General features: G+C 73.4%; 15 protein-coding genes. 9 read left to right on the top strand and 6 right to left on the bottom strand.

The annotated features are described in order from the left end of the window. From ACW0Q9_RS22130 to ACW0Q9_RS22095, 8 genes are all read left to right on the top strand, one after another. Nucleotides 1–872, top strand: an 872-nt coding sequence (locus tag ACW0Q9_RS22130) for a beta-ketoacyl-[acyl-carrier-protein] synthase family protein (RefSeq protein WP_456184259.1), incomplete at its 5' end; no start/stop codon positions are given. 65 nt (nt 873–937) lie between these two features. Continuing rightward, a complete protein-coding gene (gene hppD, locus ACW0Q9_RS22125) occupies nt 938–2,044 on the top strand; it encodes a 4-hydroxyphenylpyruvate dioxygenase (protein ID WP_456184258.1) in 1,107 nt (368 codons plus the stop codon). After that, complete coding sequence (locus ACW0Q9_RS22120) at nt 2,041–2,964, top strand: phytanoyl-CoA dioxygenase family protein (protein WP_456184256.1); 924 nt, start codon at nt 2,041–2,043, stop codon at nt 2,962–2,964. The genes hppD and ACW0Q9_RS22120 overlap by 4 nt, the downstream gene beginning before the upstream one ends. 2 nt (nt 2,965–2,966) lie before the next feature. Beyond that, on the top strand, nt 2,967–3,764 hold the full coding sequence (locus ACW0Q9_RS22115; RefSeq protein WP_456184254.1) for a DUF3050 domain-containing protein: 798 nt from the start codon (nt 2,967–2,969) through the stop codon (nt 3,762–3,764). Continuing rightward, nucleotides 3,761–4,732 carry a thiamine pyrophosphate-dependent dehydrogenase E1 component subunit alpha gene (locus ACW0Q9_RS22110; protein ID WP_456184252.1) on the top strand — a complete coding sequence of 324 codons (972 nt, stop codon included), beginning with the start codon at nt 3,761–3,763 and terminating at the stop codon, nt 4,730–4,732. The genes ACW0Q9_RS22115 and ACW0Q9_RS22110 overlap by 4 nt, the downstream gene beginning before the upstream one ends. Beyond that, on the top strand, nt 4,732–5,697 hold the full coding sequence (locus tag ACW0Q9_RS22105; RefSeq protein WP_456184250.1) for an alpha-ketoacid dehydrogenase subunit beta: 966 nt from the start codon (nt 4,732–4,734) through the stop codon (nt 5,695–5,697). The genes ACW0Q9_RS22110 and ACW0Q9_RS22105 overlap by 1 nt, the downstream gene beginning before the upstream one ends. Nucleotides 5,698–5,701: 4 nt before the next feature. Then, nucleotides 5,702–7,057 carry a hypothetical protein gene (locus tag ACW0Q9_RS22100; RefSeq protein ID WP_456184248.1) on the top strand — a complete coding sequence of 452 codons (1,356 nt, stop codon included), beginning with the start codon at nt 5,702–5,704 and terminating at the stop codon, nt 7,055–7,057. Between the two features lie 150 nt (nt 7,058–7,207). Continuing rightward, on the top strand, nt 7,208–7,969 hold the full coding sequence (locus ACW0Q9_RS22095) for a sulfite exporter TauE/SafE family protein (protein ID WP_456184246.1): 762 nt from the start codon (nt 7,208–7,210) through the stop codon (nt 7,967–7,969). Nucleotides 7,970–8,011: 42 nt separating this feature from the next. On the opposite strand, the gene ACW0Q9_RS22090 is transcribed toward ACW0Q9_RS22095, so the two are convergent. After that, the gene (locus ACW0Q9_RS22090; protein ID WP_456184244.1) at nt 8,012–9,244 is read right to left on the bottom strand and encodes an MFS transporter; all 1,233 of its coding nucleotides are present in this window, start codon (nt 9,242–9,244) and stop codon (nt 8,012–8,014) included. 58 nt (nt 9,245–9,302) lie between these two features. On the opposite strand from ACW0Q9_RS22090, the gene ACW0Q9_RS22085 reads away from it, so the two are divergent. Further along, nucleotides 9,303–9,770 carry a MarR family winged helix-turn-helix transcriptional regulator gene (locus tag ACW0Q9_RS22085; protein ID WP_456184242.1) on the top strand — a complete coding sequence of 156 codons (468 nt, stop codon included), beginning with the start codon at nt 9,303–9,305 and terminating at the stop codon, nt 9,768–9,770. Between the two features lie 52 nt (nt 9,771–9,822). Here ACW0Q9_RS22085 and mctP read toward each other — a convergent pair whose 3' ends face one another. The 5 genes from mctP to ACW0Q9_RS22060 form a co-directional block, all read right to left on the bottom strand. Further along, nucleotides 9,823–11,478, bottom strand: coding sequence for a monocarboxylate uptake permease MctP (mctP, locus tag ACW0Q9_RS22080; RefSeq protein ID WP_456184240.1), 1,656 nt, complete (start codon nt 11,476–11,478; stop codon nt 9,823–9,825). After that, nucleotides 11,478–11,723, bottom strand: a complete 246-nt coding sequence (locus tag ACW0Q9_RS22075) for a DUF3311 domain-containing protein (protein ID WP_456184238.1) — start codon at nt 11,721–11,723, stop codon at nt 11,478–11,480. The genes mctP and ACW0Q9_RS22075 overlap by 1 nt, the downstream gene beginning before the upstream one ends. Nucleotides 11,724–11,906: 183 nt before the next feature. Beyond that, nucleotides 11,907–13,127 (bottom strand): bifunctional RNase H/acid phosphatase, encoded by a 1,221-nt coding sequence (locus ACW0Q9_RS22070; protein WP_456184236.1) that lies wholly within the window; start codon nt 13,125–13,127, stop codon nt 11,907–11,909. A gap of 5 nt (nt 13,128–13,132) precedes the next feature. Further along, nucleotides 13,133–13,870, bottom strand: coding sequence for a zinc ribbon domain-containing protein (locus ACW0Q9_RS22065; protein WP_456184235.1), 738 nt, complete (start codon nt 13,868–13,870; stop codon nt 13,133–13,135). Continuing rightward, the coding region (locus tag ACW0Q9_RS22060; RefSeq protein ID WP_456184233.1) for a Nif3-like dinuclear metal center hexameric protein at nt 13,867–14,447 on the bottom strand (581 nt) is incomplete at its 5' end. The genes ACW0Q9_RS22065 and ACW0Q9_RS22060, both read right to left, overlap by 4 nt.

Raw genomic sequence — 14,447 nt, 5'->3', positions numbered from 1 at the left:
CGGCGGTCAGCCCGTACCTGCTCACCGGGATCCTGCCGAACATGCCGTCGGCCCGGATCGCGATCGCCCACGGCATCCGGGGCTACAGCTCCTCGGTGGGCACCGCCTGCGCCTCCGGCGCCCAGGCGGTGGCCGACGGGGTACGCCTCATCCGGGCCGGCGAGGCCGACGTGGTGGTGTGCGGGGCGAGCGAGGCGCCGCTCTTCCCGACCTTCGCCGACACCTTCGGCAACGCCCGCGCCCTGGCCCGGGGCTGGGACGAGCCCACCGAGGCCAGCCGCCCGTTCGACAAGCGGCGCAACGGGTTCGTGCTCGCCGAGGGGGCGGCGCTGCTGGTGCTGGAGCGCGCCGAGCACGCCGCCGCCCGGGGGGTCACCGGCTACGCCGAGGTCGCCGGCTACGGGGTGAACACCGACGCGTACCACCCGACCGCGCCCCGGCCGGACGGCGCCGGTGCGGCGGCGTGCATGCGCCGCGCCCTGGCCGGGGGCGCGGTGACGCCGGCCGAGGTCGGCTACGTCAACGCGCACGGCACCGGGACCAAGCTCGGCGACATCGCCGAGACCACCGCCCTCGCCGAGGTGTTCGGCGTCGGCGGGGTGCCGGTCAGCTCCACCAAGGCCCTCACCGGGCACCTGCTCGGCGCCTCCGGCGTGCTGGAGGCGGCGGCCACCGCCCTCGCCCTCGGGCGTGGGCTGCTCCCGCCCACCTACCACCTCGACGACCCGGACCCGGACTGCGAGGCGGACCACGTCCGCGCCGCGCCCCGGGCCACCCGGGCCGACCACGCGCTGACCAACTCGTTCGGGTTCGGCGGCCAGAACGTCAGCCTGCTGCTGCGCCGGGTCGCGTCACCGGCCGCGGCGAGCTGAGCGGACTCCATCCCGGGCGGGCGCCCGGGTCGCAGTCACGGGGGGAACAGGGGGAAAGGCCACTCATGGACATCAATGGAATAGATCACATCGAACTCTACGTGGGGGACGCCCGGCAGGCCGCCTTCTACTTCGACACCGCCGTCGGTTTCCGGCTGCGGGGCCAGGGCGGCCCGGAGACCGGGCTGACCGGGCAGCGCTCGCTGCTGCTCGAACAGGCCGACATCCGGATGGTGCTCACCACCGGGCTGACCGCCGGGCACCCGGCCTCGACGTACGTGCACCGGCACGGCGACGGCATCGCCGTGGTGGCCCTGGAGGTCGACGACGCCGCCGGGGCGTACGCGGAGCTGGTGGCCCGGGGCGCGACCGGGGTGACACCGCCGCGCACCTTCACCGGCGCGGGCGCCGAGGTGGTGACCGCCGAGGTCGGCGGCTTCGGCGACGTGCGGCACCGCCTGGTCGAGCGGCGCGGCGACCGGACCGCGTTCCTGCCCGGGGCGATCGAGGCGGTGCCCGCCGCCGGCGGCGACGAGCTGCTCGCCGAGATCGACCACCTGGCGGTCTGCGTGCCGCCCGGCCAGCTCGACGAGACGGTCGGGCACTACGAGAAGGTCTTCGGCTTCGCGCAGATCTTCGAGGAACACATCGAGGTCGCCGGGCAGGCGATGAACTCGAAGGTGGTGCAGAGCCCGTCCGGGCGGGTCACCCTCGTGCTGCTGGAGCCGGACACCGGCCGGCGACCCGGGCAGATCGAGGACTTCCTGCGCTGGCACGCCGGCGCCGGGGTGCAGCACCTCGGGCTGCGCACCGACGACATCGTCACCGCGGTCGGCGCCCTCGCCGGCCGGGGGGTGCGCTTCGCCGGCACCCCGGACGCCTACTACGACGACCTGGAACAGCGGGTCGGCAAGGTGGACGCGCCGCTGGACCGGCTGCGCGCCCTGAGCATCCTGGTCGACTCGGACCACGACGGCCAGCTGCTCCAGATCTTCACCGAGTCGATGCACGTGCGCCGCACCCTCTTCCTCGAACTCATCGAGCGGCGCGGGGCGCGCACCTTCGGCAGCGGCAACATCAAGGCGCTCTACGAGGCCAAGGAACGCGAACTGGCCGCGGCGGGGGCGACCCCCGCCGTCGCGGCCGGTACGGCAGGAGGGGTTCGGGCATGACCACCACACATCCGGAGCTGACCGCCGAGGAGGAGGCGCTGCTGCCGTCCGAGGAGGACGTGCGGCACTACGCCGAGCACGGCTGGTACCTGACCAAGAAGCTGCTGACCGACGACGAGGTGGACACCCTCGTCGCGGCGGCCGACCGCTACTACGCCGGGGAGCGGGACCGGCGGCTGCCCGTCCGGCCGCCGAAGCTGGCCTACTGGGAGCCGGCCAGGGGCGACGTGCAGCGGCACAACGACTACGTGCACTACGAGCACGACGTCCTCGGCCGGATCCTGCGCAAGCCGCTGATCGGGGCGGTCGCCGCCCGGCTCGCACGGGCCGACGAGATCCGCGTCTTCCAGTCCACGCTCATCTACAAGCCGCCGATCTCCGGCGAGCCGTCCAACATCGTGCCCTGGCACTTCGACAAGCACTACTGGGCGTCCTCCTCCTCGGAGAACATGCTCACCGCGTTCATCCCGTTCCACGACTGCGGCGAGGAGATGGGCACCATCACCGTGGTCGACGGCTCGCACCGGTGGCGGGAGATCGGCGCCGACGACACCGTGGTCCGGCACTTCGCCGACCGGGACCGCGACCAGCTCGAAGCGATGCTCGCCGAGAACGCGGCCCACAACGACGCGGAGATCCGCAAGATCCCCATGGTGATCCCGAAGGGACACATGAGCTTCCACCACTGCCGCGTCTACCACGGCAGCGGCGCGAACGTCAGCGGCCGGCCCCGCCAGGCCGTCTCGCTGCACCTGCAGGACGGCGCCAACGCCTGGCGGGAGTATCCGCTCTCCGACGGCACGCTCGCGGCGTACAACCACGACGTGCTGGTCCGCCGCACCCACGAGGGCCGGCCGGACTACGCGGACCCCGAATTCTGCCCGGTCATCTGGCGCGACCGCGCCCAGCAGGGAGGCTGAGAATGTCACGGTACGACTGGGGACGGACGCACCCGGGCATCGAGCGGCTGGAGCGGGCGGTGACCCACCGCCGCGACGTGGTGGTCAAGCACCCGCTCTACGCCAACCTGGACACCCACGAGGCGCTTGTCACCTTCATGGAGCACCACGTCTTCGCGGTGTGGGACTTCATGTCGCTGCTGACGTCGTTGCAGCGCCAGCTCACCTGCGTCACCGTGCCGTGGATCCCCACCGGCCCGACCGGCAGCCGCCGCCTCATCAACGACATCGTGATGGTCGAGGAGAGCGACGAGCTGGGCGACGGCTACCTCAGCCACTTCGAGCTCTACGTGCGGGGCATGCGGGAGGCCGGCGCGGACACCACAGCGGTGGACCGGCTGGTCGACCTGCTGCGCGCCGGCCGGCCGGTCACCGAGGCGCTGGGCGAGGCCGGCGTGCCCGCGCCCTCGGCCGCGTTCGCCGGCACCACCTGGCGGATCATCGAGAGCACCCCGGTGCACTGCCAGGCGGCCGCCTTCGCGTTCGGCCGGGAGGACCTCATCCCGGAGATGTTCACCCAGGTCGTCGCCGTCAACGAGCGCAGCAACCGGCTCCACACGTTCGTCGACTACCTGGAGCGGCACATCGAGGTCGACGGCGAGCAGCACACCCCGATGGCCATGCAGATGCTCGCCGACCTCTGCGGCGACGACGACACGAAGTGGCAGGAGTGCGCCGACACGGTCAACGCCGCGCTCGCCGCCCGGGCCCAACTCTGGGACGCCGTCCTCGCCGCGATCAAGGAGGGTCGGCCGGCGTGACCGGCTCCGACCCGGTCCGGCTCTACCGGGCGGTCCGGCTGATCCGCCGCTTCGAGGAGCGGGCGATCGAGCTGGTCGACGCCGGGGAGATCGTCGGCGGCATCCACCCGTACCTCGGTCAGGAGGCCGTCGCGGCCGGGGTCTGCGCGGCGCTGCGCGCCGACGACCTGGTCACCGGCACCCACCGCGGGCACGGGCACGTGCTGGCCAAGGGCGCCGACCCGGCCCGGATGCTCGCCGAGCTCTGCGGCCGGGTCACCGGGCTCAACCGGGGCCGGGGCGGGTCGATGCACGCCGCCGACTTCGGCGTCGGGGTCCTCGGCGCCAACGCCATCGTCGGGGCCGCCGGCGCGATCCTCACCGGAGCGGTGTGGGCGCGCCGGCGGCGCGGCGACGACGTGGTCGGGGTGACCTTCTTCGGCGACGGCGCGGTCAACGAGGGGATGCTCCTCGAAGCGTTCAACCTGGCCGCGCTCTGGCGGGTGCCGGTGCTCTTCGTCTGCGAGAACAACGGCTACGCCACCACCATGCCGGTCGCCGGCGCGGTCGCCGGCACCATCGCCGGCCGCGCGGCCGCCTTCGGCATGCCGGCGGCGGCCGTCGACGGCCAGGACCCCGAGCGGGTACGCGAGGTCACCGCCGCCGCCGTCGCCCGGATGCGGGCCGGCGGCGGCCCCGAGCTGGTCGAGGCCCGCACCTACCGGTTCGACGCCCACCACACCTTCGAACACCGGGTACGCCTCGACTACCGCCCGCCGGAGGAGGTGGCGGCGGCGCGCCTGCGGGATCCCGTGCTCATCCAGGGCGACCGGCTGCCCGCCGCCGTCCGCGCGGCGGTCGACGCGGAGGTGGAGGCCACCCTCGACGCGGCGGTGGACTTCGCGCTGGCCGGCCCCGCGCCCGACCCCGCCACCGCCCTCGACCACCTGTACGCCAGCGGGCTCACCGCCCGGACCGGAGGTGGCTGATGCCCCGGCTCTCCTACCGCAGGGCGCTCACCCGGGCGCTCGCCGACGAGATGACCCGCGACGAGTCAGTCTTCCTGCTCGGCGAGGACATCCGGGTGGCCGCCGCCAACGTCACCACCGGCCTAATGAAGAGGTTCGGCCCGGAGCGGGTCCTCGACACGCCCCTGTCGGAGCAGGCGTTCACCAGCTTCGCCACCGGCGCCGCGCTGGCCGGGGCGCGGCCGGTGATCGAGTTCCAGATCCCGTCGCTGCTCTTCCTGGTCTTCGAGCAGATCGTCAACCACGCGCACAAGTTCCCGCTGATGACCGGCGGGCAGTGCGCGGTGCCGGTCACCTACCTGGTGCCCGGCTCCGGCTCCCGGACCGGCTGGGCCGGGCAGCACTCCGACCACCCGTACAGCCTCTTCGCCCACGTCGGGGTGACCACCGTGGTGCCGGCCACCCCGGCCGACGCGTACGGGCTGCTGGTCTCGGCGATCCGCTGCGACGACCCGGTGGTGGTCTTCGCCCCCGCCGGGGCCCTGGAGGTGCGGGCCGACGTCGCCGACCTCGCGCCGGTGCCGTTGGGGCGGGGCGTGGTGCGGCGGGCGGGCACGGACGTCACGGTGGTCGCCGTCGGGCACCTGGTGCACGACGCGCTGGCCGTCGCCGACGACCTGGCCGACCAGGTCTCGGTGGAGGTGTTCGACCCGCGCACGCTGTACCCGTTCGACTGGGACGGGCTGCTCGACTCGGTGTCCCGCACCGGGCGCCTCGTCGTGGTGGACGACTCCAACCGGTCCTGCGGGATCGCCGGCGAGATCATCGCCACCGTCGTCGAACGGGTCCGCCTCGCCGCGCCACCGCGCCGGGTCACTCGCCCGGACGGCGCGGTGCTGCCCTTCGCGCCCGCCCTGGACCGGGCCGTGCAGCCCGGCCGCGACCAGCTCACCGCCGCCATCCAACTCACCATGAAGGACGGATGACCCCATGGACCCGAACTACCCGTGGCCGCCCGCCGGACAGGCGTGGACCGACCTGCCGGAGCCGACCCGGACGGCGATGGTGGCGGCCGGCGCCGGCGCCTGGGAGAAGATCTTCCACGGCCGGGCCACGTACAACAAGCAGTGGCGGCTGGCCCGGCCCCCGGTGCTCACCGCCGACGCGTTCCGCGAGCTGAACGAGGTCTGCGACCGGATCGCCCAGCTCATCCTGGAGGCCTGCCGGCGGCGCGCCCGCACCGCCGGGGAACTGCGCCGGCTGCTCGACGTGCCGGAAGGGGAGACCCGGCTGCTCGACGAGGACGAGCCGCTGCACGAGGGGCTGCTCGCCGCCTACCGGCCGGACGTGCTGCTCTCCGGCGGGGTGCCGTGCATCGTCGAGTACAACATCGACAGCAGCCTCGGCGGCGGCTTCGACGCCGACACGGTGATCTACCGGTACGCCGAGCTCTACCGCGAGCACGGCCTGCTCGGCGGACTGCCGGTCCGGCCCGCGCCGTCCCTGCTCGACCAGCGCTTCGTGGCCATCCGGGACACCCTCGGCCTGCCCGACGGCGCCCGGGTGGCGCTGCTCATGGACTTCGACGCCGAGTACCCCGGCCTGGACGACCCGGAGACGTTCATCCGGATCCTCTCCCCGCTGGCCGACCAGGCGAAGCGCTTCGGCATCGACCTGGTCATCGCCCCGGTCTCCACCGCCACCCTGGACGACCAGCGCCGGCTGGTGGTCGACGGTGCCCCGGTGGAGGCGCTGTTCCGGCTCTTCGTGCCCAACCGGGTCACCCCGAGCGCCGGCCTGGACGCGGTGGCCGGCGCCCTGGCGGCCGGCACCCTGCCGATGTTCGTCAGCACCGCGGCCTGGCTGCTCAGCAACAAGCTGAACTACGCCTGGCTCTGGGCCGACCTGGACCTGCTGCCCGAGACCGACCGGGCGCTGATCCGCCGCTACGTGCCGCACACCGTGGCGCTCACCGCCGACCAGCTCGACCGGGCCCTGGCCGAGCAGGCCGACCTGGTCGCCAAGCCGGCTGGCGGCTCGGCCGGGCACGGGGTGCTGATCGGCCGGGAGATGAGCGCGGTGGCCTGGGCGGACGGCGTCCGCGCGGCGATCGACGCGGGCGGCAACATCCTCCAGCGCTACCACGAGGCCGACCGGGTGGCCATGGACTTCGTGCAGATCGAGACGGGGGAGACCGTCACGGCCGAGGTCCCCTACAGCCTCGCCCCGTACCTGTTCGGCCGAACGGGTTCGGGCGCCCTCGCCCGGGTCGGCTACCCCGGCTGCGAGGGCGTCCTCAACCTGGCAAGAGGCGTCCTGATGACCGGCATCCTCCTGACCGACTGACCCCCGCCCTCCGCCCCCCTTTGTCGTGTTGATCAAGAAGTTTGCGTCTCGACGGACCGGAATCCTGACGCAAACTTCTTGATCAACACGGGGAGGCGGGGGTGAGGCCGGTCCTGCGCGGGCGTTCCGGGCGGGCTAGCCTGCCGGATCATGGACCTCTCCGACGCCGCGCTGCTGGTGGCCGCCGGTCTCGCCGCGGGCACGGTGAACGCGGTGGCCGGGGGTGGCTCTCTGATCACCTTCCCGGCCCTGATCGCGACCGGCCTGCCCCCGGTGCCCGCCAACGTCAGCAACTCGGTGTCGGTCTTCCCCGGCTACGTGGCCAGCGTGGCGGGCAGCCGGACCGACCTGCCCCACGGGCGGGCGCTCTGGCCGCTGCTGCCCACCGCCGTGGCCGGCACGGTGGTCGGCTGCGTGCTGCTGCTGGCCACCCCGGCGCGCGCGTTCGAGCTGGTGGTGCCGTTCCTGGTGCTGGGCGCGACCGCCGTGCTGGCCTTCCAGGATCCGCTGCGTCGGCTGGTCGGCCATCCGGCCGGCCTGAGCCCGCGCCGCCGTACCGTCACCGTGCAGGCCATGGTCGCGCTCGGCACGGTGTACGGCGGCTACTTCGGCGCGGCGCTCGGGGTGATGCTGGTGGCCGGCCTGGCCCTGGTGCTGGACGCCACGCTGGCCCGGGTGTCGGCCATCAAGAACCTGCTCTCGGCCGTGGTGGGGCTGACCACGCTTGTGGTGTTCGCGCTCTTCGGCCCGGTCGACTGGGCCGCCGTCGCGGTGGTCGCGCCGGCCACCCTGGTCGGCGGGTACGCGGGCGCCCGGCTGGTCCGCCGGCTCCCGCCGGTGGTGCTGCGGACCCTCATCGTGGTCTTCGGCACGGTGATCGGCCTCTACCTGCTCTACCGCGCCCTGGGCTGACCGGGTGAGGAGAGGCCCCGACAGAAGGGCCCCTCCTCGGACTCAGTACGCCTCGCCGACCGGCTCCTCCGGGGCGTGCTCGTTGCGCCGCGCGGCGGAGTTCCAGCGGGACCAGAGCACCCGCTCGCCGTAGCCGGCGGCCATCACGTGCGCGAAGGCGAGGTAGACCAGCACGCCGACGGCGAGCACCCCGAAGCCGACCCAGAACGGCAGGGCCAACCCGTGCTCGGCGAGCTTGCCGGAGATGATCGGGGCCGGCGCGGCGGCGCCCCACCGGACCAGGTTGAACGCGCCGGTGGCGACCCGGCGGTCGCTGGAGCCCAGGCCCAGGGCGAGGTCGGTGAGGTTGGCGTTGGCCAGGCCCATGAACAGGCCGGCGAGGACCAGCACCACCAGCGACATGGCGGTGCCGGTGGAGGTCGCGAAGAGCACCATGCAGACCAGCAGGCCGGCGATGGCCACGCCGACGGTCTGCACCGCGCCGATCCGGTGCGCCAGCCGGTGCCCGACCAGCAGGATGCCGGCGGCCAGGCCGAGACCCCAGCCGGTGAAGGCCAGGCCCAGCGGGATGACGTCGAGGTGCAGGTAGAGCGGCGTGTAGCCGAGCACCACGAAGAAGACGAAGTTGTAGGCGGCGGTGACCACGCAGAGGGTGATGAACGCCGGCTTGCGGTAGGTGGCGAAGATCGCGCCGAGGCGTACCGGGGGCTGCTTCCGGGTCGGCTCGCGGAGCTTGCGCGACGCGACGGCCAGCGCCAGCACCATGAACACGCCGCAGACGAAGAAGGGCAGTCGCCAGGTCACCTCGCCGAGCAGGCCGCCGATCAGCGGGCCGACGGCGAACCCGAGACCGAGCGCGGTCTCGAAGAGGCCGACCACCCACTCCCGGTCGTTGGCGAGGTTGACCAGCACCACCATGGCCGTGGCGAAGAACATGGCGTTGCCCAGGCCCCAGACGCCGCGCAGCACCGAGAGCTGCACGATGTCGTTGCTGAACGACGCGAGGATGGCGGCCAGGCCGACCACCGAGACGCCGGTGATCAGAACCGGCTTGAAGCCGAATCTCCCGCTGGCCAGGGTGGCCGGGATCATGCCGACCGCCATCACCGCGATGTACGCGGTGAAGAGCAGTTCGACCTGCCAGGCGGTGACCCCGATCGCCTCGCCGATGGCCGGCAGGATCGGGTCCACCACGGCGATGCCGGCGATGGCGAGGAAGGCCACCAGGGTGGTGGCGTAGATGGCACTGCGGTTGGGTTCGGATCGCCGATCCACTCCGCGCCTCCAGACAGATAGCTGTATGTTACAGGTAATTCGGTTGTATCATACAGCTATGAGGGACGACGCCAACGCGGACGAGGTCACACTCGGCCGGATCGAGACCGAGGTCGCGCTGCTCATGCGGCTCGGCGAGGCGACCCGCCGGGCCACCGGCACGGCCGAGCACCGGGTGCTGGACCGGGCGGCGTACGTGATCCTGCGGCACCTGGCCGGCGCCGGCCCGCAGAACGTCTCCGCGCTGGCCGCCAAGCTGAACCTGGACGGCTCCACGGTCACCCGGCAGGTCTCGGCGATGCAGCGGGACGGGCTGATCGCGCGTACCCCGGATCCGGCCGACGGGCGGGGCACGGTGATCTCCCCCACCCCCGCCGGCCTCCAGCGGATGGCCGCGGTGCGGGCCGCCCGCACCCGGCTCTACGGCGACATCCTGGCCGCCTGGTCACCCGACGACCGGGAGAGCCTCGCGGACCTGCTGCACCGGCTCAACGAGGCCCTCGAATCGCGCACCCGCCGCCGCTGAACACACGATGAGGCCCCGGCCGCCAGCGTGGCGACCGGGGCCTCGGGGCAGATCAGGCGACCGGTTCGGGGGCGGCGTCCGCGTCCCGCTCCGCGCCGGGGGTGACCCGGGGGTCGCCCTCGTCGGCGAAGTAGTCGTCCGGGGTGGTGCCGTCCACCCCGTCGGCCACCTTCGCGGCCCGCAGCACCAGGGTGATCAGCGCGGCCACCGCCAGGTTGACCAGCACCGCCACGATGCCCACGTAGATCGTCTTCGGGGTGTCGAAGCCGAACTTCTCCAGCGGGAAGGCCGAGCCGGCGAAGTGCTTCTTGCCGGTTGCCGGGTTCCCGATCTGGTAGAGCATCCACATGCCGAGCCCCATGCCGGCCACCCAGCCGGCGATCAGTGCGCCGCGGTGGAACCAGCGGGTGTAGAGGCCCAGCGCCACCGCCGGCAGCGTCTGGAGGATGATCACGCCGCCGATGAGCTGGAGATCGATGGAGAACTGCGGGTCGAGGAACACGATGCAGGCCACCGCGCCGACCTTCACCACCAGCGAGGTGATCTTCGAGACGTTCGCCTCCTGCGCCGGCGAGGCGTCCCGTTTCAGGTACTCCTTGTAGATGTTGCGGGTGAACAGGTTCGCCGCCGCGATCGACATGATCGCCGCCGGCACCAGCGCACCGATGCCGATGGCCGCGTACGCCACGCCCGCGAACCAGTCCGGGAACTGGCTGTCGAAGAGCAGCGGCACCACCGTGTTGCCGTCCACGCTGCCGGCCTTGGCGCCCGGCAGCGGCTTCACGTTCGCCGCGATGGCCATGTAGCCGAGCAGCGCGATCAACCCGAGCAGCAGGCTGTACGCCGGCAGCGCGGACATGTTCCGCTTGATCACGTCCCGGTTCTTGCTGGCCAGCACGCCGGTGATGCTGTGCGGGTAGAGGAAGAGCGCCAGCGCCGAGCCGAACGCCAGGGTGACGTACTGGAGCTGGTTGTTGGCGTTGAGCAGGATGCCGTCCCCGGGCGCGGGTGACGCCTGGAACTTCGCGTCGGCCGCGTCGAAGATGTCGCCCCAGCCACCCAGCTTGTAGGGCAGGTAGATGACCGCCACCAGGATCACGATGTAGATCAGCGAGTCCTTGACGAAGGCGATCAGCGCCGGCGCGCGCAGCCCGGACTGGTACGTGTAGGCCGCCAGGATGGCGAAGGCGATGATGATCGGCAGGTGCCGGGCCAGCGTGCTGTCCCCGGTCACGCCCATCGTCTTGAGCACCGCCTCGATGCCGACCAGCTGCAGGGCGATGTACGGCATGGTCGCCACGATGCCGGTGATGGCGACCAGCAGCGCCAGGATCGGCGAGTCGAACCGGTTGCGCACGAAGTCGGCCGGGGTGACGAAGCCGTGCCGGTGGGAGACCGACCAGAGCCGGCAGAGCACCAGGAACACCAGCGGGTAGATGACGATCGTGTACGGCACGGCGAAGAAGCCCGCCGCCCCGGCCCCGAAGATCAGCGCCGGCACCGCCACGAAGGTGTACGCGGTGTAGAGGTCACCGCCGACCAGGAACCAGGTGATCCAGCCGCCGAAGCTGCGGCCGCCCAGGCCCCACTCGTCCAGGTGCGCCATGTCGCGCGGCGCCCGCCACCGGGCCGCCACGAAACCCATGGCGCTGACCAGCAGGAAGAGCAGGGTGAAGACGATGATCTCGGTCAGGTGGTCACGCCACATCAGCGGTCACCTCCCCGCTTCTTGGTCATCTGGTAGACGAGCGTGGTGGTGGCCACGCCGAGGAGGATCCAGGCCAGTTGCAGCCAGTAGAAACGCGGGAACCCGAACAGCCGGGGTGAGTCGGCGTTGAAGAAGGCCGGGATCAGCGGCACCACGATCGGTATGAAGAGCAACCAGTTCCAGGGGCTGTGATCCTTCGCCCTGGATCGCGCCGTTGCCGGCGCCTCCGGCTCTGGTGCTGCCATGTGACACACCTCCGGGAAGTCGTAACTTGCCATGTGACGGCCGGAGGCTACGACCCTGTGAGCGCGGTCACGTTCTACCGGAGGACGCCGGTGCGCCGAGCGGCCGCCCGCATGCGCCGAACGGCCGGTGGCTCCAGGTCGCGGCGCGGCGTCAGACGCGCCGAGCTGGAGTCGCCGTAGGGCTCAGAGGTCGGCCAGGTGGGCGGTGTCGTTGACGGAGCGGACCGCGACGCCGCCGTCCGGGTAGAGGTCGAGCACCGAGACACCCGCGGTGTCCAGGTAGAGCCGGTGCAGGAACGCGTCGCCGGCCGCGAGGGCGTCGCGCAGCACCAGCTTGATCGGCGAGACGTGGGAGACCACCACGACGGTCTCTCCCGGGTACGCCTTCCGCAGCCGGTCGACCGCCCGGCCGGTCCGCTCGGCGACCGTGGCGAACGACTCCCCTTCGGGCGGGGCGATCCTCGTGGAGGCGAGCCAGGCGTCCAGCTCCCCGGCCCAGCCGTCGCGCACCTCGGCGAAGGTGCGCCCCTCCCAGACCCCGAAGTCGCACTCGATCAGGTCGTCGTCGGGGCGTACCGGAGGGTTGCCGACCAGCGCGGCGATCGCCTCGGCGGTGGCCGTGCACCGGGACAGCGGCGAGCTGACCACGGCCGCGACCGACGGCGCGAGGGCGGCCACCCGCGCGGCGGTGGCCCGGGCCTGGGCCCGGCCACGGTCGGTCAGCGGTACGTCACCGCGGCCGGAGTAGCGCTTCTGCACGGTGCGCTCGGTCTCGCCGTGCCGGACCAGGACGAGCCGGGTGGCCTCCTCGGTCGGGCGCGGCTCCCAGGAGGCCGGGGTGGTGGCCGGGTCGGTGCCGGTGGCCCGGCCGGTCGCGGCGCGGGCGGCCACCTCGCGGGCCGCGGCCCGCGCGGCCGAGTCGGGGGCGGCCACCTCGCGCGGCGGCTCGACGATCCGCGGCGACTCCACGGCGGGCCGGGTCGGGGCCAGGCCGGCCGCCGCGTCCATCGCCGCGTTCGCCAGCGCGTCGGCGTGCTTGTTCCGCTCCCGGGGCACCCAGCTGAACCGCACGCTGGTGAACCGGGCGACCAGCCCGGCGGCCTGCGCGGCGAGCGGCCGCAGCCCGGGGTGCTTGATCTGCCAGCGGCCGCACATCTGCTCGACCACCAGCTTCGAGTCCATCCGGGCCTCGACCTCGGCCGCACCCAGCTCGGCGGCGGCCTCCAGCCCGGCGATCAGGCCCCGGTACTCGGCCACGTTGTTGGTGGCCGTGCCGATCGCCTCGGAGCGCTCGGCCAGCACCTCGCCGGTCGCCGGGTCCCGGACCACCGCGCCGTAGCCGGCCGGCCCGGGGTTGCCGCGGGACCCGCCGTCGGCCTCCACCACCACCGCGCGCACCGCCACGACGGCTACAGCCCCGACTCGTTGGTCCGGACCATGATCCGCCGGCACTCCTCGCAGCGGACCACGTCGTCCGGGTCGGCCTTGCGGATCCGGGCCAGGTCGGCGCCGGAGAGTTCCAGCCGGCATCCCCCGCAGCGGGCGCCGGTGAGCAGCGCCGCGCCGAGGCCGGTGTCCGTGCGGATCTTGTCGTAGAGGGCGACCAGGTCGGCCGGGAGGTCGCCGGCGAGGGGCTGGCGGGCGCCCCGCTTGAACTCCTCCTCCTTGGCGATCTCGGCGAGGCTGCCGTCGCGGCGCTGCTCGGCCGCGGCGCGGCGGTCGCGGGCCTCGGCGATCCGCCGCTCGACGCCGTCCAGCACGCCCTGCGCGGTCTCCCGCTGCTCCATCAGCTCCAGCTCGGCGTCCTCCAGGTCGTTCTGCCGGCGGTTCAGCGAGGCCAGCTCGTGCTGGAGCGCCTCCAACTCGCGGGCCGGTCCGGTGCCCGCGGCCAGCCGGTTCTCGTCCTTGGTCTTGCGGGCACGGACCTGGTCGACGTCCTTCTCCAGCCGGGCGATGTCCCGGTCGAGGTCGTCCACGGCCACCTGGGCGCGGACCCGCTCGTCCTCCAGCGCGGAGAGCTCGCGGGCCAGGGCCTCCAGCTCGGCCAGCTCGGGCAGCGTCCGGCGGCGGTGGGCGAGCTGGGCCAGTGCGGTGTCGATCGCCTGCAGGTCGAGCAGGCGGCGCTGCACCTTCGGGTCAGCCTTCACGGTCGGGGCTCCTTGTCGTCCGGTCGGGGTGCGGCGGCATGCACGGTCCACGGGTCGGTGTCCAGGTCGGACACCACGGTCTCGACACCCAGCTCGTCCCGCAGGTGGGCGGCCAGGTCGTCCAGCCAGGGTCGCTCGGTCGCCCAGTGTGCGGCGTCCAGCAGGGCCGGCCCCCCGGCGGCGAGGTGCTCGCCGGCGGGGTGGTGGCGCAGGTCGGCGGTGAGGAACGCGTCCACCCCGGCCGCGGTCGCCTCGGCGAGGAAGGCGTCCCCCGAACCGCCGCTGACGGCGAGGGTACGAACCATACGCCCGGGATCCCCGGCGGCGCGAACTCCCCAGGCGGTGACGGGGAGCACGGCGGCGGCGTGCCGGGTCAGCTCGGCCAGGGTCAGCGGGGCGGGCAGCTCGCCGATCCGGCCGATGCCCCGGCCGGGGCCGGCGGCGGGCGAGCCGGGACGGGGCGGGGGCAGCGGGCGCCGCCCCGGCAGCCCGAACCGGGCGGCCCGGGGGGCGGGCACCCCCGGGTCGGCCACGTCGGCGGTGGGGTGCGCCCCCGACAGCGCCCCGCCCGGCCTTG

This window comes from Micromonospora sp. I033 (genome assembly GCF_053890995.1).
Note: the sequence above shows the minus strand (reverse complement) of the source record. Positions and strands in the feature narration are given on the sequence as shown.